Here is a 13,124-nt window from a genome sequence, read left to right on the forward strand (position 1 = left end):
GCCCGTGCGGGGGGCCGGCGGTCTTTTTCCCGCGGGCCCCCCCCCCCCGTCTTGGGGCCCCGCCTGCCCCCATACCGGGCCCACCCCCGGGCCCCCCCCCCGGGGGGGGGGGGGCCCCCCCTTCTGTCGCTTCAGGCCCGCTTCCAGGCCCTTGGCGCCTTACTTGCCCTTGGCGGCTTCCTTGAGCTTCGAGCCCGCGGAGACCTTCACGCTGTAACCGGCCGGGATGTTGATCGGGTCGCCGGTCTGCGGGTTACGAGCGGTGCGAGCGGCACGGTGGGTGCGCTCGAAGGTCAGGAAGCCGGGGATGGTGACCTTCTCGTCGCCCTTGGCGACGACCTCGCCGACGGTCTCGGCGAGAGCGGCCAGCACGGCGTCGGCGTCCTTGCGGGTCACCTCGGCGCGGTCGGCCAGGGCGGCCACCAGCTCACTGCGGTTCATGTTGTTACTCCCGTGTTCTTCTTGCCTGTGAGGCGTGCCACGCGGCGGAGCCGCATAGTGGGCACAGCGATGCCGATGCTGCCAGGGCCCTCGGACAGTCCCCGGACCCGGGTCTGCTGACAGACCCTCGCGCCCGAATAGGCATCCTGCCCCCACCAGCGGCGGGAACGCCAATCCAGCACTCTCTGGGGTCACACGAAAAGCGCCACGGCCTCCGGCGTGGTGACGTTCCGTCGACTCCGCCGAAACTCTTTGGAGCCGAACATCCACCCTAGAGGCGGGTTTACGGCCCCGCGACGCGCGACGCGCCGGGCGGGGGGGCCGACGTCCGCCCGACGTCGGGCGGACGTCGGACGGACCTCGCGCCGACGCCGGAGCCGCCGTCGGGCCGACGCGGGGCCTCGTACAGCCCCACGCGACCCTCCGACGGCCCGTCAGAGCCCGTCAGGGTCCTTCAGAGCCCGTCAGGGCGCGTTCAGAGCCCGTTCGTCCCGTTGTCGCCCGCGCTCGCGCCCGCCGCCTTCGCGGCGTTGCGGACGGCGCCCGCGACGGCGCCCGCGACCTTGTCGTTGAAGACCGACGGGATGATGTAGTTCGGGTTCAGCTCGCCCTCGGTGACGACGTCGGCGAGGGCCGCGGCGGCCGCCAGCATCATCTCCGTGTTGACCGTGCGGGACTGGGCGTCGAGCAGACCGCGGAAGACACCCGGGAAGACCAGCACGTTGTTGATCTGGTTGGGGAAGTCCGAGCGGCCGGTGGCCACGACGGCGGCCGTCTGGCGGGCGACCGCCGGGTCCACCTCGGGGTCAGGATTCGCGAGCGCGAACACGATCGCGTCGTCGGCCATGGCGGCGACGTCGTCCGCGCCGAGCAGGTTCGGGGCCGAGACGCCGATGAAGACGTCCGCGCCGACGACGGCCTGCTTGAGGGTGCCGGTGACGCCCTCGGGGTTGGTGTTGTCGGCGATCCAGCGCAGCGGGGTACCCGGCGCGGCCTCGACGAGGTCCTCGCGCCCGGCGTGCACGACGCCGTGGATGTCGGCGACGACGGCGTGCTTGACGCCCGCCGCGATGAGCAGCTTCAGGATGGCCGTACCGGCCGCGCCCGCACCGGACATGACGACCCGTACGTCACCGATCCCCTTGCCCACCACGCGCAGGGCGTTGGTGAGGGCGGCGAGGACGACGATCGCGGTGCCGTGCTGGTCGTCGTGGAAGACCGGGATGTCGAGGGCCTCGCGCAGCCGCGCCTCGATCTCGAAGCAGCGGGGCGCGGAGATGTCCTCCAGGTTGATGCCCGCGAAGCCGGGGGCGATCGCCTTGACGATCTCGACGATGGCGTCGGTGTCCTGGGTGTCCAGGCAGATCGGCCAGGCGTCGATGCCGGCGAAGCGCTTGAAGAGGGCCGCCTTGCCCTCCATGACGGGCAGGGCGGCCTTGGGGCCGATGTTGCCGAGGCCGAGGACCGCGGAGCCGTCCGTCACGACTGCGACGGAGTTGCGCTTGATGGTGAGGCGGCGGGCGTCCTCGGGGTTCTCGGCGATCGCCATGCACACGCGGGCCACGCCCGGGGTGTAGATCATGGAGAGGTCGTCACGGTTGCGGATGGGGTGCTTGGACGCCATCTCGATCTTGCCGCCGAGGTGCATCAGGAACGTACGGTCCGAGACCTTGCCGAGGACGACGCCCTCGATGGTGCGCAGCTGCGCGACGATCTCGTCGGCGTGCGCGGTGGAGGTCGCGGCGATGGTGACGTCGATCCGGAGCTTCTCGTGGCCGGAGGCGGTCACGTCGAGGCCGGTGACGGAACCGCCGTGGGACTCCACCGCCGTGGTGAGCTGGGAGACCGCGGTCCCGCTGGCGGGAACCTCCAGCCGGACCGTCATCGAGTACGAGACGCTGGGCGCCGTTGCCATGGCCGAGTTCCTCTGCTTTCCCTGAGCTTCGTTGCTACGCCGCCCCGGCTGGTTGCCCGGCGGCGCCCTCCGATCGTCGCACCTACCAGCCGGTAGCAGGTAATGCGGTCATTTTGTTTTCGGAAAGTAGTTTCCACCATACGAGAAGCTTCGGGGAAACAGAAGAGGTCCGCGATCACCCGTGGGTGACGCGGACCTCTTCTGTATGTACGTACAAGACGGCACCGACCCGCCATGCTCGCCTCGCGGCAAGTGGTCCCTCTAAGGGACGAAGGTTGGGCCCGGGGGCTTGGATCGAGCCGGTGCCATAGACAGGCTAACAAACCACTCTGGTAAGTGATTCCTGCGACGCAGGTTGACCTGAAATGAGCCCTGAACAGCCCCGATCAGCCCACATCGGGGCTGGTCGGGGCCGGTCGGGGCTGTTCAGGGCCGGTCGGCCCCGGTCAGTCCCTCAGCAGGTCGGGGACCCCCGCCTCGTCCGGTACGTCACGGGCGCCGGAGACCACCGTCAGCTGCTGGGTGGCGCGGGTCAGCGCCACGTACAGGACCCGCAGCCCGGCCGGGGACTCGTCCGCGATCTCCGCGGGCGAGACCACCACCGTGGCGTCGTACTCCAGGCCCTTGGCCTCCAGCGAGCCCAGCGCCACCACCCGGTCGCCGAGCTCGGCCAGCCAGCCGGCGGCCTGCTCGCGGCGGTTCATGGCGACCACGACGCCGACCGTGCCGTCCACCCGTTCGAGCAGCCGGCGCGCCTCCGCCCGTACGGTTTCGGCCAGATCGCCCTTGCCGGGCAGCGCCACGAAGCGGGGCTCCACCCCCGTCGAGCGGACCGCGCGCGGCGACTCCTTGCCGGGCATGGCGAGGGCGAGCACCTTGGCGGCCAGCTCGGCGATCTCGGCCGGGTTGCGGTAGTTCACGGTCAGCTCGAAGCGGCGGCGCGGGCGGCTGCCGAGGGCCTCGTCACGGGCCTCGGCAGCCTCGTCCGGGTTGGACCAGGAGGACTGCGCCGGGTCGCCGACGACCGTCCAGGTCGCGGTGCGGCCGCGCCGGCCGACCATCCGCCACTGCATGGGCGTCAGGTCCTGGGCCTCGTCGACGATGACGTGCGCGTACTCGGTGCGCTCCGCCGCGAGCCGTTCGGCCCGCTCGCGCTGCGTCTCCTCCCGTACGGGCATCAGCTCCTCCAGGCCCGTCAGCTGGTCCAGCGGGTCGTACTCCCGCTTCTTGCGCGGCCTGGCGGGCGTGCCGAGGAGGGTGTGCAGCTCGTCCAGGAGCGCCACGTCGTGGACGGAGTAGCCCTCGCGGCGCAGCGAGCGGGCGACCCGGCGGACCTCGCCCGGGTTGAGGACGCGCCGGGCCCAGCGGCCGAGGCGCTTCTCGTCGGCCATCGCGTCGAGGACCTGGCGCGGGGTCAGCTCGGGCCACCAGGCGTCGAGGAAGGACAGGAAGGCGTCCTCGGTGGAGACGTCCTCGTCGAAGGAGGAGCGCAGCTCGGCGGCGAGCTCGGGGTCGCTGTGCCGTCCGGCCGCGCCGGACTTGGCGTACAGGGCGTCGAGCAGCAGCTTGCGGGCGCGCGGGCGCAGCAGGTTGACGGGCGCGGAGCCGCCGAGGACGTTGTGCCGGATGCGCTGGAGCTCGTCGCCCTCCAGCTCCAGGCGGCGCCCGAAGGCGACGACCCGGAGGCGGGTGGGAGTGCCGGCGGGGGCGGCGGCGGCCGCGTCGTCCTCGTCCAGGGCGAGCTGGGCCTGTCGCGCGGGCGCCGGGCTCTCCAGGGCGCCGCGCGCGGCCTTGCGGAGCACCGCGAGCATCCGGGAGGAGCCCTTGACCCGGGCGACGGCCGGTTCGTCGTAGGTGGTGGCCTCCGCGCCGACGGCGTCCTGGGCGAGCGAGCCGAGCGCGCGGATGGCGACCTGGCCCTCCTCGCCGAGCGAGGGCAGCACGCCCTCGGTGTACGAGACGAGCAGCGGCGTCGGGGAGACGATCAGGATGCCGCCCGCGTAGCGGCGCCGGTCCTGGTAGAGCAGGTAGGCCGCGCGGTGCAGGGCGACCGCCGTCTTGCCGGTGCCCGGGCCGCCCTCGACGTACGTGACGGAGGCGGCGGGCGCCCGGATGACCAGGTCCTGCTCGGCCTGGATGGAGGAGACGATGTCGCGCATGGTGTGGCTGCGGGCCTGGCCGAGCGCGGCCATCAGGGCGCCGTCGCCGATCACCGGCAGCGTGCGCCCGTCGAGGGTCGCGGTCAGCTCCGGGCGCATCAGGTCGTCCTCGACACCGAGGACCTTGCGGCCCTTGGAGCGGATGACGCGGCGCCGCACCACACGGCCGGGGTCGACCGGCGTGGAGCGGTAGAAGGGCGCGGCGGCGGGCGCCCGCCAGTCGATGACGAGCGGGGAGTAGTCGGAGTCGAGGACGCCGATCCGGCCGATGTGGAGGGTCTCGCCGATGTCGGCCGTGTTGTCGGGCCGTACGGCGTCCTCGGCGGGCTCGACGGAGGTGTACGCGCCGTCGGGGCCCTTCTTGCCGTCCTTGCCGTACAGCAGGTCGATCCGGCCGAAGAGGAAGTCCTCGAACTCGTTGTTGAGCCGGTTCAGGTGCACCCCGGCCCGGAACACCTGGGCGTCCCGCTCGGCGAGCGCGCCGGGCGTGCCGACCTGGCCGCGTTTGGCGGCGTCGTTCATCAGGAACTCCGCCTCGTGGATCTTCTCCTCGAGGCGGCGGTAGACCTTGTCCAGATGTTCCTGCTCGACACCGATCTCACGGTCCCGGACCGAGTCGGTGGCGTCCATGGCGGCGTCCACGGCCTCCACGGCTTCCTGCGCGGCCACTGAGGCCCCCTTCTGACGTGCACTGGGCAGCCGTCGAGCGTACGCCACAGGGGGCCGAAATGTCAGGCCTCGACCTCCACGAGGCGTTCGCCGTCGAAGGTCCGGACTTCGAAGTGGTCGATGTCGGCGCGGTCCATGGCCGCGCCGCCGTGGACGTAGAGCGGGTTCTTGGCGGACTCCTGGGTGGCGCCGGGGATGCCGTACCCCCACTTGGGCACGGCCCAGGAGGTCACGACCTCCTCCTCGCCGGTCTTGGAGACGGCGACGAGCCGGCACTTCAGCGGGCCCTTGACGTTCTTGAGCTCCAGGACGGTGTGGGTGCCCCAGCCCTTCTTCTCCAGGCCGACGGTGGCGCTGACCTTGGTCGTCGGGTCGGTGGCCTCGATCTTCTCGTCCATGTGGTGGAAGAAGGCGTCCTCGGCGGGGCTGGTCGGGTGCGGGTGCGGTGCGACGGCCTGGTTGCTCCTGTCTCCTCCGGAGGTGGCGACGACGGCGACGGCGGGACCGCCGACGACCAGGATCGCGGCGGCGGCGACGAGGTACAGGGAGCGGCGGCGCCGGGCGGCGCGCTTGGCACCGACCTCGTCGATGAGCCGGTCGAGGAGCTCGGGCGCGGGGGCGACGGCGATCGGCTCGGCGGGTGTGCGCCGCGGCCGGGGCAGCGGCGGGGACATCGGCGGGCCGGGAACGGCGGCGGGCGCCGGCGGCCGGGGCGCGAAGGCGTCGAAGACCTCGTCGCCGTAGGGATCGGGGAGCGGCGGGCGGGGCGGGCCCTGGGCCTCGGCGTCCGCCAGCATGGCGAGCATCGGCTCCATCCCGGCGAACTCCTCGACGTGCGCGGCGCACACGTCGCAGTCCACCAGGTGCGCCTCGAAGGCGGCGGCGTCGACGTCGTCCAGGATGCCGAGGACGTACGCGCCGGCCGCGTCGTGCGGCGGTGTCATGTCGTTGCTCATGCCGATACCCCCCTCTCCTCCAGCGCGAGCTTCATCGAGCGCAGTGCGTAGAACACCCGGGAACGCACGGTCCCTGCGGGTATGCCGAGGGTCTCGGCCGCCTCATTGACCGTACGCCCCTTGAAGTAGGTCTCGACCAGGACCTCCCGGTGGGCGGGGGTCAGGTCGTCGAGCGCGTCAGAGAGCGTCATCAGCCACAGAGCCTTGTCGATCTCGTCCTCCGCGGGCAGGACCTCGAGCGGTGACGGATCGACCTCCTGCGGCCGGGCCTGCCGGCTTCGGTGGCCGTCGATGACGATGCGCCGGGCAACCGTCACCAGCCAAGGTCGGACGGAGCCGGTCGCCCGGTTGAGCGCGCCGGCGTTCTTCCAGGCACGGATGAGCGTCTCCTGCACGACGTCCTCGGCACGCTGGCGGTCGCCGGCGACGAGACGGAGTACGTAGGCGAGCAGGGGACCGGCATGTTCGCGATAGAGCGCACGCATCAACTCCTCGTCGGGGACATCGGGGCGGACCCGCGACGTCTCGCTGCGATGCCGGGCCCGATGCGGACGTTCATCGGCCACGGCCGCATCCTTGCGCACCTGAACCTCCCCGGTCGAGTCCTTGTTGTCGTGCAGGGGTACGGAGCGGAGTGCGGGTTCGACTCAACGGCGCGCGAAGTTTTTTCGCGATCCCTCAGACGACCGTGTCGGCTCTTCGCGCTGCCCGGTGCCGGGCAACGCGCTCGCGGTTGCCGCAGGTTTCGCTGGAGCACCAGCGGCGGCGGCGCCCGCGCGAGGTGTCGAGGTAGCAGCGGCGGCAGTCGTCGCGCTCGCAACGGCGCAACTGGGCGCGGGCGGTGGGGTCGGTGAGCAGGTCCACGGCGTCCCGCGCGACGGCGGCGAGCAGGGCGCGGCAGTCGGGTTCGGCGTCCAAGGCCCGTACGAGCCCGCCGGTTTCGGTGCGCACGGCGCGGGGCGCGGGCGGTGCGGAGGCGGCGGCGAGGGCGTTGAGGCGCGCCAGGGCGCGGTCGGCGCGGCGGCCGTCGAGCTGGGCGTGGGCCAGTTCGGCTACGCAGTCGCGCAGTTCGCGGAAGCGGACGACCCAGAGGGCGTCGAGCGCGCGGAGCGGGGTGGCGGCGGGGACGAGTCCGGCGGCGCGCAGGAAGTTGTCGAGCGCCCGGGGTTCGCCGAGCGGTTGGGCGGCCAGGTCCAGGCTGATCCGGCCGGAGTCGAACCGTACGGTCATGCCCCTGTCACCACCTCGCGCTCGGAAGCAGTCGTCCGGAACAGAGTGCTCCCGTCGGCGGGGTTCGGCTAGGGCCGCGGGCGGCCGCGGTGGACGGCCGCGTATGGAAACTGGACGCGCGCCCATGGCTCCCCGCGCCCCGGGCGACTTGACTGACGGTCATGACGAACAACAGGGGTGGAAGGGCCGCGGGGCCGGTTCTGGCGGCGGCGACGGTGGCGACGGGACTGCTCGCGGGGGTGTGGTTCGCGTACGTGTGCTCGGTGATGCCGGCCCTGGGCCGCGCGGACGACGCGGTCTTCGTCGACGTGATGCGGGACATCAACGACGTGATCCAGAACCCGGTCTTCTTCACGGTCTTCTTCGCGGCGCCCGCCCTGACGGCGGTGGCGGCCCGGCAGTTGCGCGGCACGGCCGCGAAGGGCTGGGCGCTGGCGGCGCTGTTGCTCTCCGTGGCCGTGTTCGTCGTGACGTCCACGGTGAACGTTCCGCTCAACGACGCCCTCGCGGCGGCCACCGACCCGGTCCGGGCACGCGCGGATTTCGAGTCCCCGTGGGTGGCGTGGAACCTCGTCCGCGCGGTCCTGTCGACCGCGGGCCTCGTCTGCCTGGTGCGGGCGCTGTCGGTCCGGGGACGGTGAGACCGGGCGCCGCGCTACCCGTCGTACTTCGTGTCCGCGACCGGGTCAAGGGCGAGCCGGTAGCCGCGCTTGACGACCGTCTGGATGAGCTTGGGGGTGCCGAGGGCCGTCCGGAGCCGGGCCATCGCCGTCTCCACCGCGTGCTCGTCCCGGCCCGCGCCGGGCAGCGCGCGGAGCAGGTCGGCGCGGGAGACCACCCAGCCGGGCCGCCGGGCGAGGGCCGCGAGCAGGGCCATCCCGGCGGGCGGGACCGGGCGCAGCAGGCCGTCGACGAGGACCGCGTGGCCCCGGATCTCGATCCGGTGGCCGGCCACCGGCAGGCTGCGCGCCCGGGCGGGCAGCTCCTGGCAGAGCAGCTGCACCAGCGGACCGAGCCGGAAGCGCTCGGGCTGGAGGGTGTCGATGCCGTGCGCCTGGAGCGGCAGCGCGGTCACCGGACCCACGCACACCGCGAGCACCTCGTGCCGCAGGGCCGCCAGGAGTTCGGGCAGCGCGCCCCGGTGTTCCGCGCGGGACAGCAGCGAGGCGGCAGCCGGGGCGCTGGTGAAGGTCACCGCGTCCAGCGCGCCCGCCAGGACCCCGTCCAGGAGCCGGTCGAGCGGGCCGATGTCCTCGGGCGGCATCCACCGGTAGACCGGTACGCCGACGACCTCGGCGCCGCCCGCCGTGAGCGCCTCCACGAACCCCGGCAGCGGTTCCCCGTGCAGCTGGAGCGCGATCCGCCGCCCCGCCACGCCCTCGGCCAGCAGCCGGTCGAGGACCTCGGCCATGGACTCCGAGGACGGCGACCACGACTCGGTGAGACCGGCGGCCCGGACCGCGCCCTTGACCTTGGGGCCGCGGGCGAGCAGCTCCACGCCCCGCAGGCGGTCGAGGAGTTCCTCGCCGTGGCCCCAGCCGTCGGCCGCCTCGACCCAGCCCCGGAAGCCGATCGCCGTCGTGGCGACGACGACGTCCGGGGCGTGGTCGATGATGTCCTTCGTGGCGGCGAGCAGATCCGTGTCGTCCGCGAGCGGCACGATCCGCAGCGCCGGGCCGTGCGTCACCACGGCGCCCCGGCGGCGCAGCAGCGCTCCCAGCTCGTCCGCGCGCCGTGCCGCGGTGACGCCCACGGTGAACCCCGCGAGGGGCCCCTGCTCTTGCTCGTCCATGGGAGCCGAGCCTGACGGGAAAGCGTGACGGATGCGGTTCACCTGGATTTCCTGCCCGTTACGGACCACTGGGGGATCACACCTCGGCGTAACCGAGCTGCCGTGCCTTCTCGCTGGCACCGTCCGCGCTCTCGGCGCCCTCCGCCGTGTCCGGCACGGACGCCGGCCGGCGAAGGTATACCGCCCAGGTCACGACCATGCAGGCCGCGTAGAAGAGCAGGAAGGCGACGAAGGCGGCGGTGCCGGTGCCCGCGGCCAGGAAGGACTGCCGGAAGGCGAGGTTGATGCCGAGCCCGCCGAGCGCGCCCACGGCCCCGATCAGGCCCATGGAGGCCCCGGAGAGCCTGCGGCCGTAGGCCTCCGCCGCCTCGCCCGAGAGGCCCTTGCGGTGCCCCTGCGCGAGGAAGATCGCGGGGATCATCTTGTACGTGGAGCCGTTGCCGAGCCCGCTGAGGACGAAGAGCCCGATGAAGCCGACGAGGAAGACGGCGAGCGACTCGGCGACCGACGCGTAGACCACGACCCCGGTCGACGCGGCCATCGCGGCGAAGGTCCACAGCGTGATGCGGGCGCCGCCGTACCGGTCGGCGAGGGAGCCGCCGACGGGCCGGATCAGCGAGCCGAGGAGCGGCCCGATGAAGGTGAGCGAGGCGGCCTGGAGCGGGGTGCGCCCGAACTGGGTCTGCAGGACGAGCCCGAAGGCGAAGCTGTAGCCGATGAAGGAGCCGAAAGTGCCGATGTAGAGGAAGGCCATGATCCACGTGTGGCCGGCCCGCACGGCCTCCTTCGCTGCGCCGGTGTCGTTCTTCACGGGGGCGAGGTTGTCCATGAAGAGCGCCGCGCACAGGGCGGCGACGACGATGAGCGGGATGTAGACACCGAGGACGATCCGCGGGTGCATCGCCCCGGCGGTGCCGATGACGAGGAGCCCGACGAGCTGGACGACGGGGACGCCGATGTTCCCGCCGCCCGCGTTGAGCCCGAGCGCCCAGCCCTTCTTCCGGAGCGGGAAGAAGGCGTTGATGTTGGTCATGGAGGAGGCGAAGTTGCCGCCGCCGACCCCGGTGAGCGCGGCGACCAGCAGGAAGGTGCCGTACGAGGTGCCCGGTTCCATCACCGCGTAGGCGACGCCGGTCGGCAGCAGGAGCAGCAGCGCGCTGACGATCGTCCAGTTGCGGCCGCCGAACCGGGCGACGGCGAAGGTGTACGGGACGCGGATCAGCGCCCCGACGAAGGTCGCGGTCGCGATCAGGAAGAACTTGCCCGCCGGGTCGATCCCGTACTGCGGTCCCATGAAGAGGACCATCACGGACCACAGGCTCCAGATCGAGAATCCGATGTGCTCGGAGAGCACGGAGAAGAGGAGATTGCGTCGGGCGATCTTCTCGCCCTGCTCGCGCCAGAAGGTCTCGTCCTCCGGCTCCCAGCGTTCGATCCACCGGCCGCCCATCACGTACCTCCACGGTGTCGGGTCCCGAGCGTCCAGATGCTCTGGACCTCTGTGCGCTGACGCTAGGGAACCCGCGTTTCGGCGCCGGTGGCGTGAAGTGACGGGTACGGAACCTAGCTCTCACCGAACCCGCACACCTGCTGTGAGCAGCCGGGCATGACAAAGGCCCGGCGGTCGTCGTGACGACTGCCGGGCCCGTGCCCACATGGGATGAGTGGAGATGGCGGGAATCGAACCCGCGTCCAACGGTGCGGAACCAGGGCTTCTCCGTGTGCAGTCCGCTGCGATTTTCTCGGCCCCGGAGATCACGCGGACAAGTCTCCGACGGGCTCAGTCACTGTTTGATTTCCTCCCAGGCCCCGTGACCGGGTCTAGGAGTTTAGATCCCTTGATGATGCCAGGATCCGGGTCGGGATCACCCCCGGGCTGACACTTCGCAAGTCGCTACTTAGGCAGCGAGGGCGAAGGAATCGCGCTTGGTGTTGGCGATTATTGGTTGCGACATATGGTTAACGAGATCATTGCCGCTTCCTCGACACGCTTCCCCTGCTTCGACATCCGCTGTCGAAACCGATCATCCCCATGTTGATTTTTCAAGGCGCGCACCCGCTGTGAGGTGCGTGACCCATCGTACGTGACGAGCGCGTACGGTTGCCAGCGACTTAACGGCGCCCGGCGGGGCGGTCTCAGACCGCGGCCGCCCGCTGGCGCCGCTTGGCCGCCGCGATCGCCCGGCTCGTCTCGCGGGTGTCCTGCTTCTCCCGCAGCGTCTGCCGCTTGTCGTACTCCTTCTTGCCCTTGGCGAGCGCGATCTCGACCTTGACGCGGCCACCCAGGAAGTACAGGGCGAGGGGCACGATCGTGTGACCCGTCTCCTGCGACTTCGACTCCAGCTTGTCGATCTCGGCGCGGTGCAGCAGCAGCTTGCGCTTCCGCTTCGCCGAGTGGTTGGTCCAGCTGCCCTGGGAGTACTCAGGGACGTGGATGTTGTGCAGCCACGCCTCGCCCCGGTCGATCTGGACGAAGCCGTCGACCAGCGACGCGCGGCCCATCCGGAGCGACTTCACCTCGGTGCCCATGAGCACCACACCGCACTCGTAGGTGTCGATGATGTGGTAGTCGTGGCGCGCCTTCTTGTTCTGCGCGATGAGCTTGCGCTCAGGACCCTTGTCCTGGTCCTTCTTCTTGGCAGGCTTGCCCTGCACGTTCACGAGTCCCTTTGCCATAGTGCGGCCATTTTCGCACTACGAGCCCCCTCCGAGGCCACTCAATACTGTTCTCGCCCGCTCCTCGGCCCGCTCGCCGGCGCTGTCGCCGACCACCAGGTCGGGGGTGATGCCGAGGCCGTCGACGCCGTGGCCCGCGGGGGTGCGGTAGTGGCCGACGGTCAGCTCGGCGACGGAGCCGTCGGGCAGCGTGCTCGGCATCTGCACCGCGCCCTTGCCGAAGGTGCGCGAGCCGACGGTGACGGCCCGGCCGCGGTCCTGCAGGGCGCCCGTGAGCAGCTCGGCCGCGCTCATGGTGCCGCCGTCGACCAGCGTCACCACGGGCCGGGCTGTGTCGCCGCCGCTCTGCGCGTACAGCGCGCGCTGCTCGCCGTCGACGTCGTACGTGGCGACCAGACCGCCGTCGAGGAAGGCGGAGGCTGCCGTGGTGGCCTCGGCGACCAGACCGCCGGCGTTGCCCCGCAGGTCCAGGAGGACACCGGCGCCGGCCGGGGCGCTGCGTACGGCCTCCCGCACCCGCTCGCCGACGCCCTTGGTGAAGGCGGTCACCTTGATCAGTACCACCCCGTCGTCGAGGCGTCGGACGGTGACGTCGTCGCTGGCGAGCCGGGCCCTGGTCAGGGTCTCGGTCCAGGCGGACCGGCCGCGCTCGACGCCGAGGGCGACGGTGGAGCCGGCCCGGTCGGCGCCGCCGCCGCGCAGCAGGGCGACGGCCTCGGAGACGGAGAGCCCGGCCAGCGAGCGCCCGTCGACGGTGACGAGCCGGTCGCCGGCGCGCAGCCCGGCCTTGGCGGCGGGTCCGCCGGCCTGGACGCGGGAGATCTCGATGTGGTCCGCCCCGGCCTTGCGCGCGGAGAGCCCGACGCCGGTGTACGAGCCGTCGAGGGCCTGCGCGAACTCCTCGAACTCGGCCTTGCCGTACACCGCGCCCCAGCGGTCCCCGCTGCGGCTGACGAAGTCCTCGGCGGCCTGCTTGCCGGACTTCCCGTCGGCCATGGCCTCGGCGGCGGCGCGGGAGAGGTCGGCGGGGTCGACGGTGTCCCGGTCCCGGGCGGGCGCGGCCTGCGGGGCGCGCTTCAGGGCGGTGGGCTCCTGCCGCGGCAGGACCCCGGTTGCCGCGGCCGTCGCGAGCACTCCGGCGAAGACCAGCGTCAGGGCGGCCCCGCGCAGTACGCGGGGCCGCGGACTGGGTTCGGGGCCGGTAGGCATGGCGCTCACTCTAGGACAAAGCAATGGCGCCGTACGGTGGTTGACCGTACGGCGCCACGAGTGACAGCGGGGTGCTT

11 protein-coding genes and 1 other RNA gene are annotated in these 13,124 nt (G+C 72.0%); 1 reads left to right on the forward strand and 11 read right to left on the reverse strand.

What is annotated here, in order from left to right:
- Positions 1 to 159: 159 nt before the first annotated feature.
- The 6 genes from AB0E14_RS27070 to AB0E14_RS27095 form a co-directional block, all read right to left on the reverse strand.
- Positions 160 to 441 carry an HU family DNA-binding protein gene (locus tag AB0E14_RS27070; RefSeq protein WP_017237029.1) on the reverse strand — a complete coding sequence of 94 codons (282 nt, stop codon included), beginning with the start codon at positions 439 to 441 and terminating at the stop codon, positions 160 to 162.
- Between the two features lie 475 nt (positions 442 to 916).
- Positions 917 to 2,356, reverse strand: coding sequence for an NAD-dependent malic enzyme (locus AB0E14_RS27075; protein WP_362423376.1), 1,440 nt, complete (start codon positions 2,354 to 2,356; stop codon positions 917 to 919).
- A gap of 446 nt (positions 2,357 to 2,802) precedes the next feature.
- A complete protein-coding gene (locus AB0E14_RS27080) occupies positions 2,803 to 5,145 on the reverse strand; it encodes a UvrD-helicase domain-containing protein (protein ID WP_362423486.1) in 2,343 nt (780 codons plus the stop codon).
- Between the two features lie 101 nt (positions 5,146 to 5,246).
- Positions 5,247 to 6,140: a zf-HC2 domain-containing protein gene (locus AB0E14_RS27085; protein ID WP_362423379.1), complete on the reverse strand. Its 894-nt coding sequence runs from the start codon at positions 6,138 to 6,140 to the stop codon at positions 5,247 to 5,249.
- Entirely contained in the window at positions 6,137 to 6,724 is a 588-nt protein-coding gene (locus AB0E14_RS27090) for a sigma-70 family RNA polymerase sigma factor (protein WP_362423382.1), read from the reverse strand. Before AB0E14_RS27090 ends, AB0E14_RS27085 begins: the two co-directional genes overlap by 4 nt.
- Before the next feature lie 94 nt (positions 6,725 to 6,818).
- Positions 6,819 to 7,370 (reverse strand): CGNR zinc finger domain-containing protein, encoded by a 552-nt coding sequence (locus AB0E14_RS27095; RefSeq protein WP_362423385.1) that lies wholly within the window; start codon positions 7,368 to 7,370, stop codon positions 6,819 to 6,821.
- A gap of 161 nt (positions 7,371 to 7,531) precedes the next feature.
- On the opposite strand from AB0E14_RS27095, the gene AB0E14_RS27100 reads away from it, so the two are divergent.
- On the forward strand, positions 7,532 to 8,011 hold the full coding sequence (locus AB0E14_RS27100; RefSeq protein WP_362423388.1) for an anthrone oxygenase family protein: 480 nt from the start codon (positions 7,532 to 7,534) through the stop codon (positions 8,009 to 8,011).
- A gap of 14 nt (positions 8,012 to 8,025) precedes the next feature.
- Here the strand turns inward: AB0E14_RS27100 and AB0E14_RS27105 are convergent, their stop codons facing one another.
- From AB0E14_RS27105 to AB0E14_RS27125, 5 genes are all read right to left on the reverse strand, one after another.
- The gene (locus tag AB0E14_RS27105; protein ID WP_362423391.1) at positions 8,026 to 9,162 is read right to left on the reverse strand and encodes a uroporphyrinogen-III synthase; all 1,137 of its coding nucleotides are present in this window, start codon (positions 9,160 to 9,162) and stop codon (positions 8,026 to 8,028) included.
- Positions 9,163 to 9,238: 76 nt separating this feature from the next.
- Positions 9,239 to 10,612 carry a nitrate/nitrite transporter gene (locus AB0E14_RS27110; protein WP_362423394.1) on the reverse strand — a complete coding sequence of 458 codons (1,374 nt, stop codon included), beginning with the start codon at positions 10,610 to 10,612 and terminating at the stop codon, positions 9,239 to 9,241.
- Between the two features lie 212 nt (positions 10,613 to 10,824).
- Positions 10,825 to 11,194: a transfer-messenger RNA gene (gene ssrA / locus AB0E14_RS27115) on the reverse strand.
- Positions 11,195 to 11,298: 104 nt separating this feature from the next.
- Complete coding sequence (gene smpB, locus AB0E14_RS27120) at positions 11,299 to 11,838, reverse strand: SsrA-binding protein SmpB (RefSeq protein WP_362423397.1); 540 nt, start codon at positions 11,836 to 11,838, stop codon at positions 11,299 to 11,301.
- Positions 11,839 to 11,856: 18 nt separating this feature from the next.
- Complete coding sequence (locus tag AB0E14_RS27125) at positions 11,857 to 13,047, reverse strand: S41 family peptidase (RefSeq protein WP_362423400.1); 1,191 nt, start codon at positions 13,045 to 13,047, stop codon at positions 11,857 to 11,859.
- Positions 13,048 to 13,124: the final 77 nt, after the last annotated feature.

The sequence above is a fragment of the Streptomyces sp. NPDC047981 genome (assembly GCF_040653315.1).
Lineage (GTDB): Bacteria > Actinomycetota > Actinomycetes > Streptomycetales > Streptomycetaceae > Streptomyces.

Bases quoted from the DNA above. Each gene is read 5' to 3' on its own strand.
- AB0E14_RS27070 (WP_017237029.1), bottom strand. From the start codon at position 441: ATGAACCGCAGTGAGCTGGTGGCCGCCCTGGCCGACCGCGCCGAGGTG.
- AB0E14_RS27075 (WP_362423376.1), bottom strand. From the start codon at position 2,356: ATGGCAACGGCGCCCAGCGTCTCGTACTCGATGACGGTCCGGCTGGAG.
- AB0E14_RS27080 (WP_362423486.1), bottom strand. From the start codon at position 5,145: ATGGACGCCACCGACTCGGTCCGGGACCGTGAGATCGGTGTCGAGCAG.
- AB0E14_RS27085 (WP_362423379.1), bottom strand. From the start codon at position 6,140: ATGAGCAACGACATGACACCGCCGCACGACGCGGCCGGCGCGTACGTC.
- AB0E14_RS27095 (WP_362423385.1), bottom strand. From the start codon at position 7,370: ATGACCGTACGGTTCGACTCCGGCCGGATCAGCCTGGACCTGGCCGCC.
- AB0E14_RS27100 (WP_362423388.1), top strand. From the start codon at position 7,532: ATGACGAACAACAGGGGTGGAAGGGCCGCGGGGCCGGTTCTGGCGGCG.
- AB0E14_RS27105 (WP_362423391.1), bottom strand. From the start codon at position 9,162: ATGGACGAGCAAGAGCAGGGGCCCCTCGCGGGGTTCACCGTGGGCGTC.
- AB0E14_RS27110 (WP_362423394.1), bottom strand. From the start codon at position 10,612: ATGGGCGGCCGGTGGATCGAACGCTGGGAGCCGGAGGACGAGACCTTC.
- smpB (WP_362423397.1), bottom strand. From the start codon at position 11,838: ATGGCAAAGGGACTCGTGAACGTGCAGGGCAAGCCTGCCAAGAAGAAG.
- AB0E14_RS27125 (WP_362423400.1), bottom strand. From the start codon at position 13,047: ATGCCTACCGGCCCCGAACCCAGTCCGCGGCCCCGCGTACTGCGCGGG.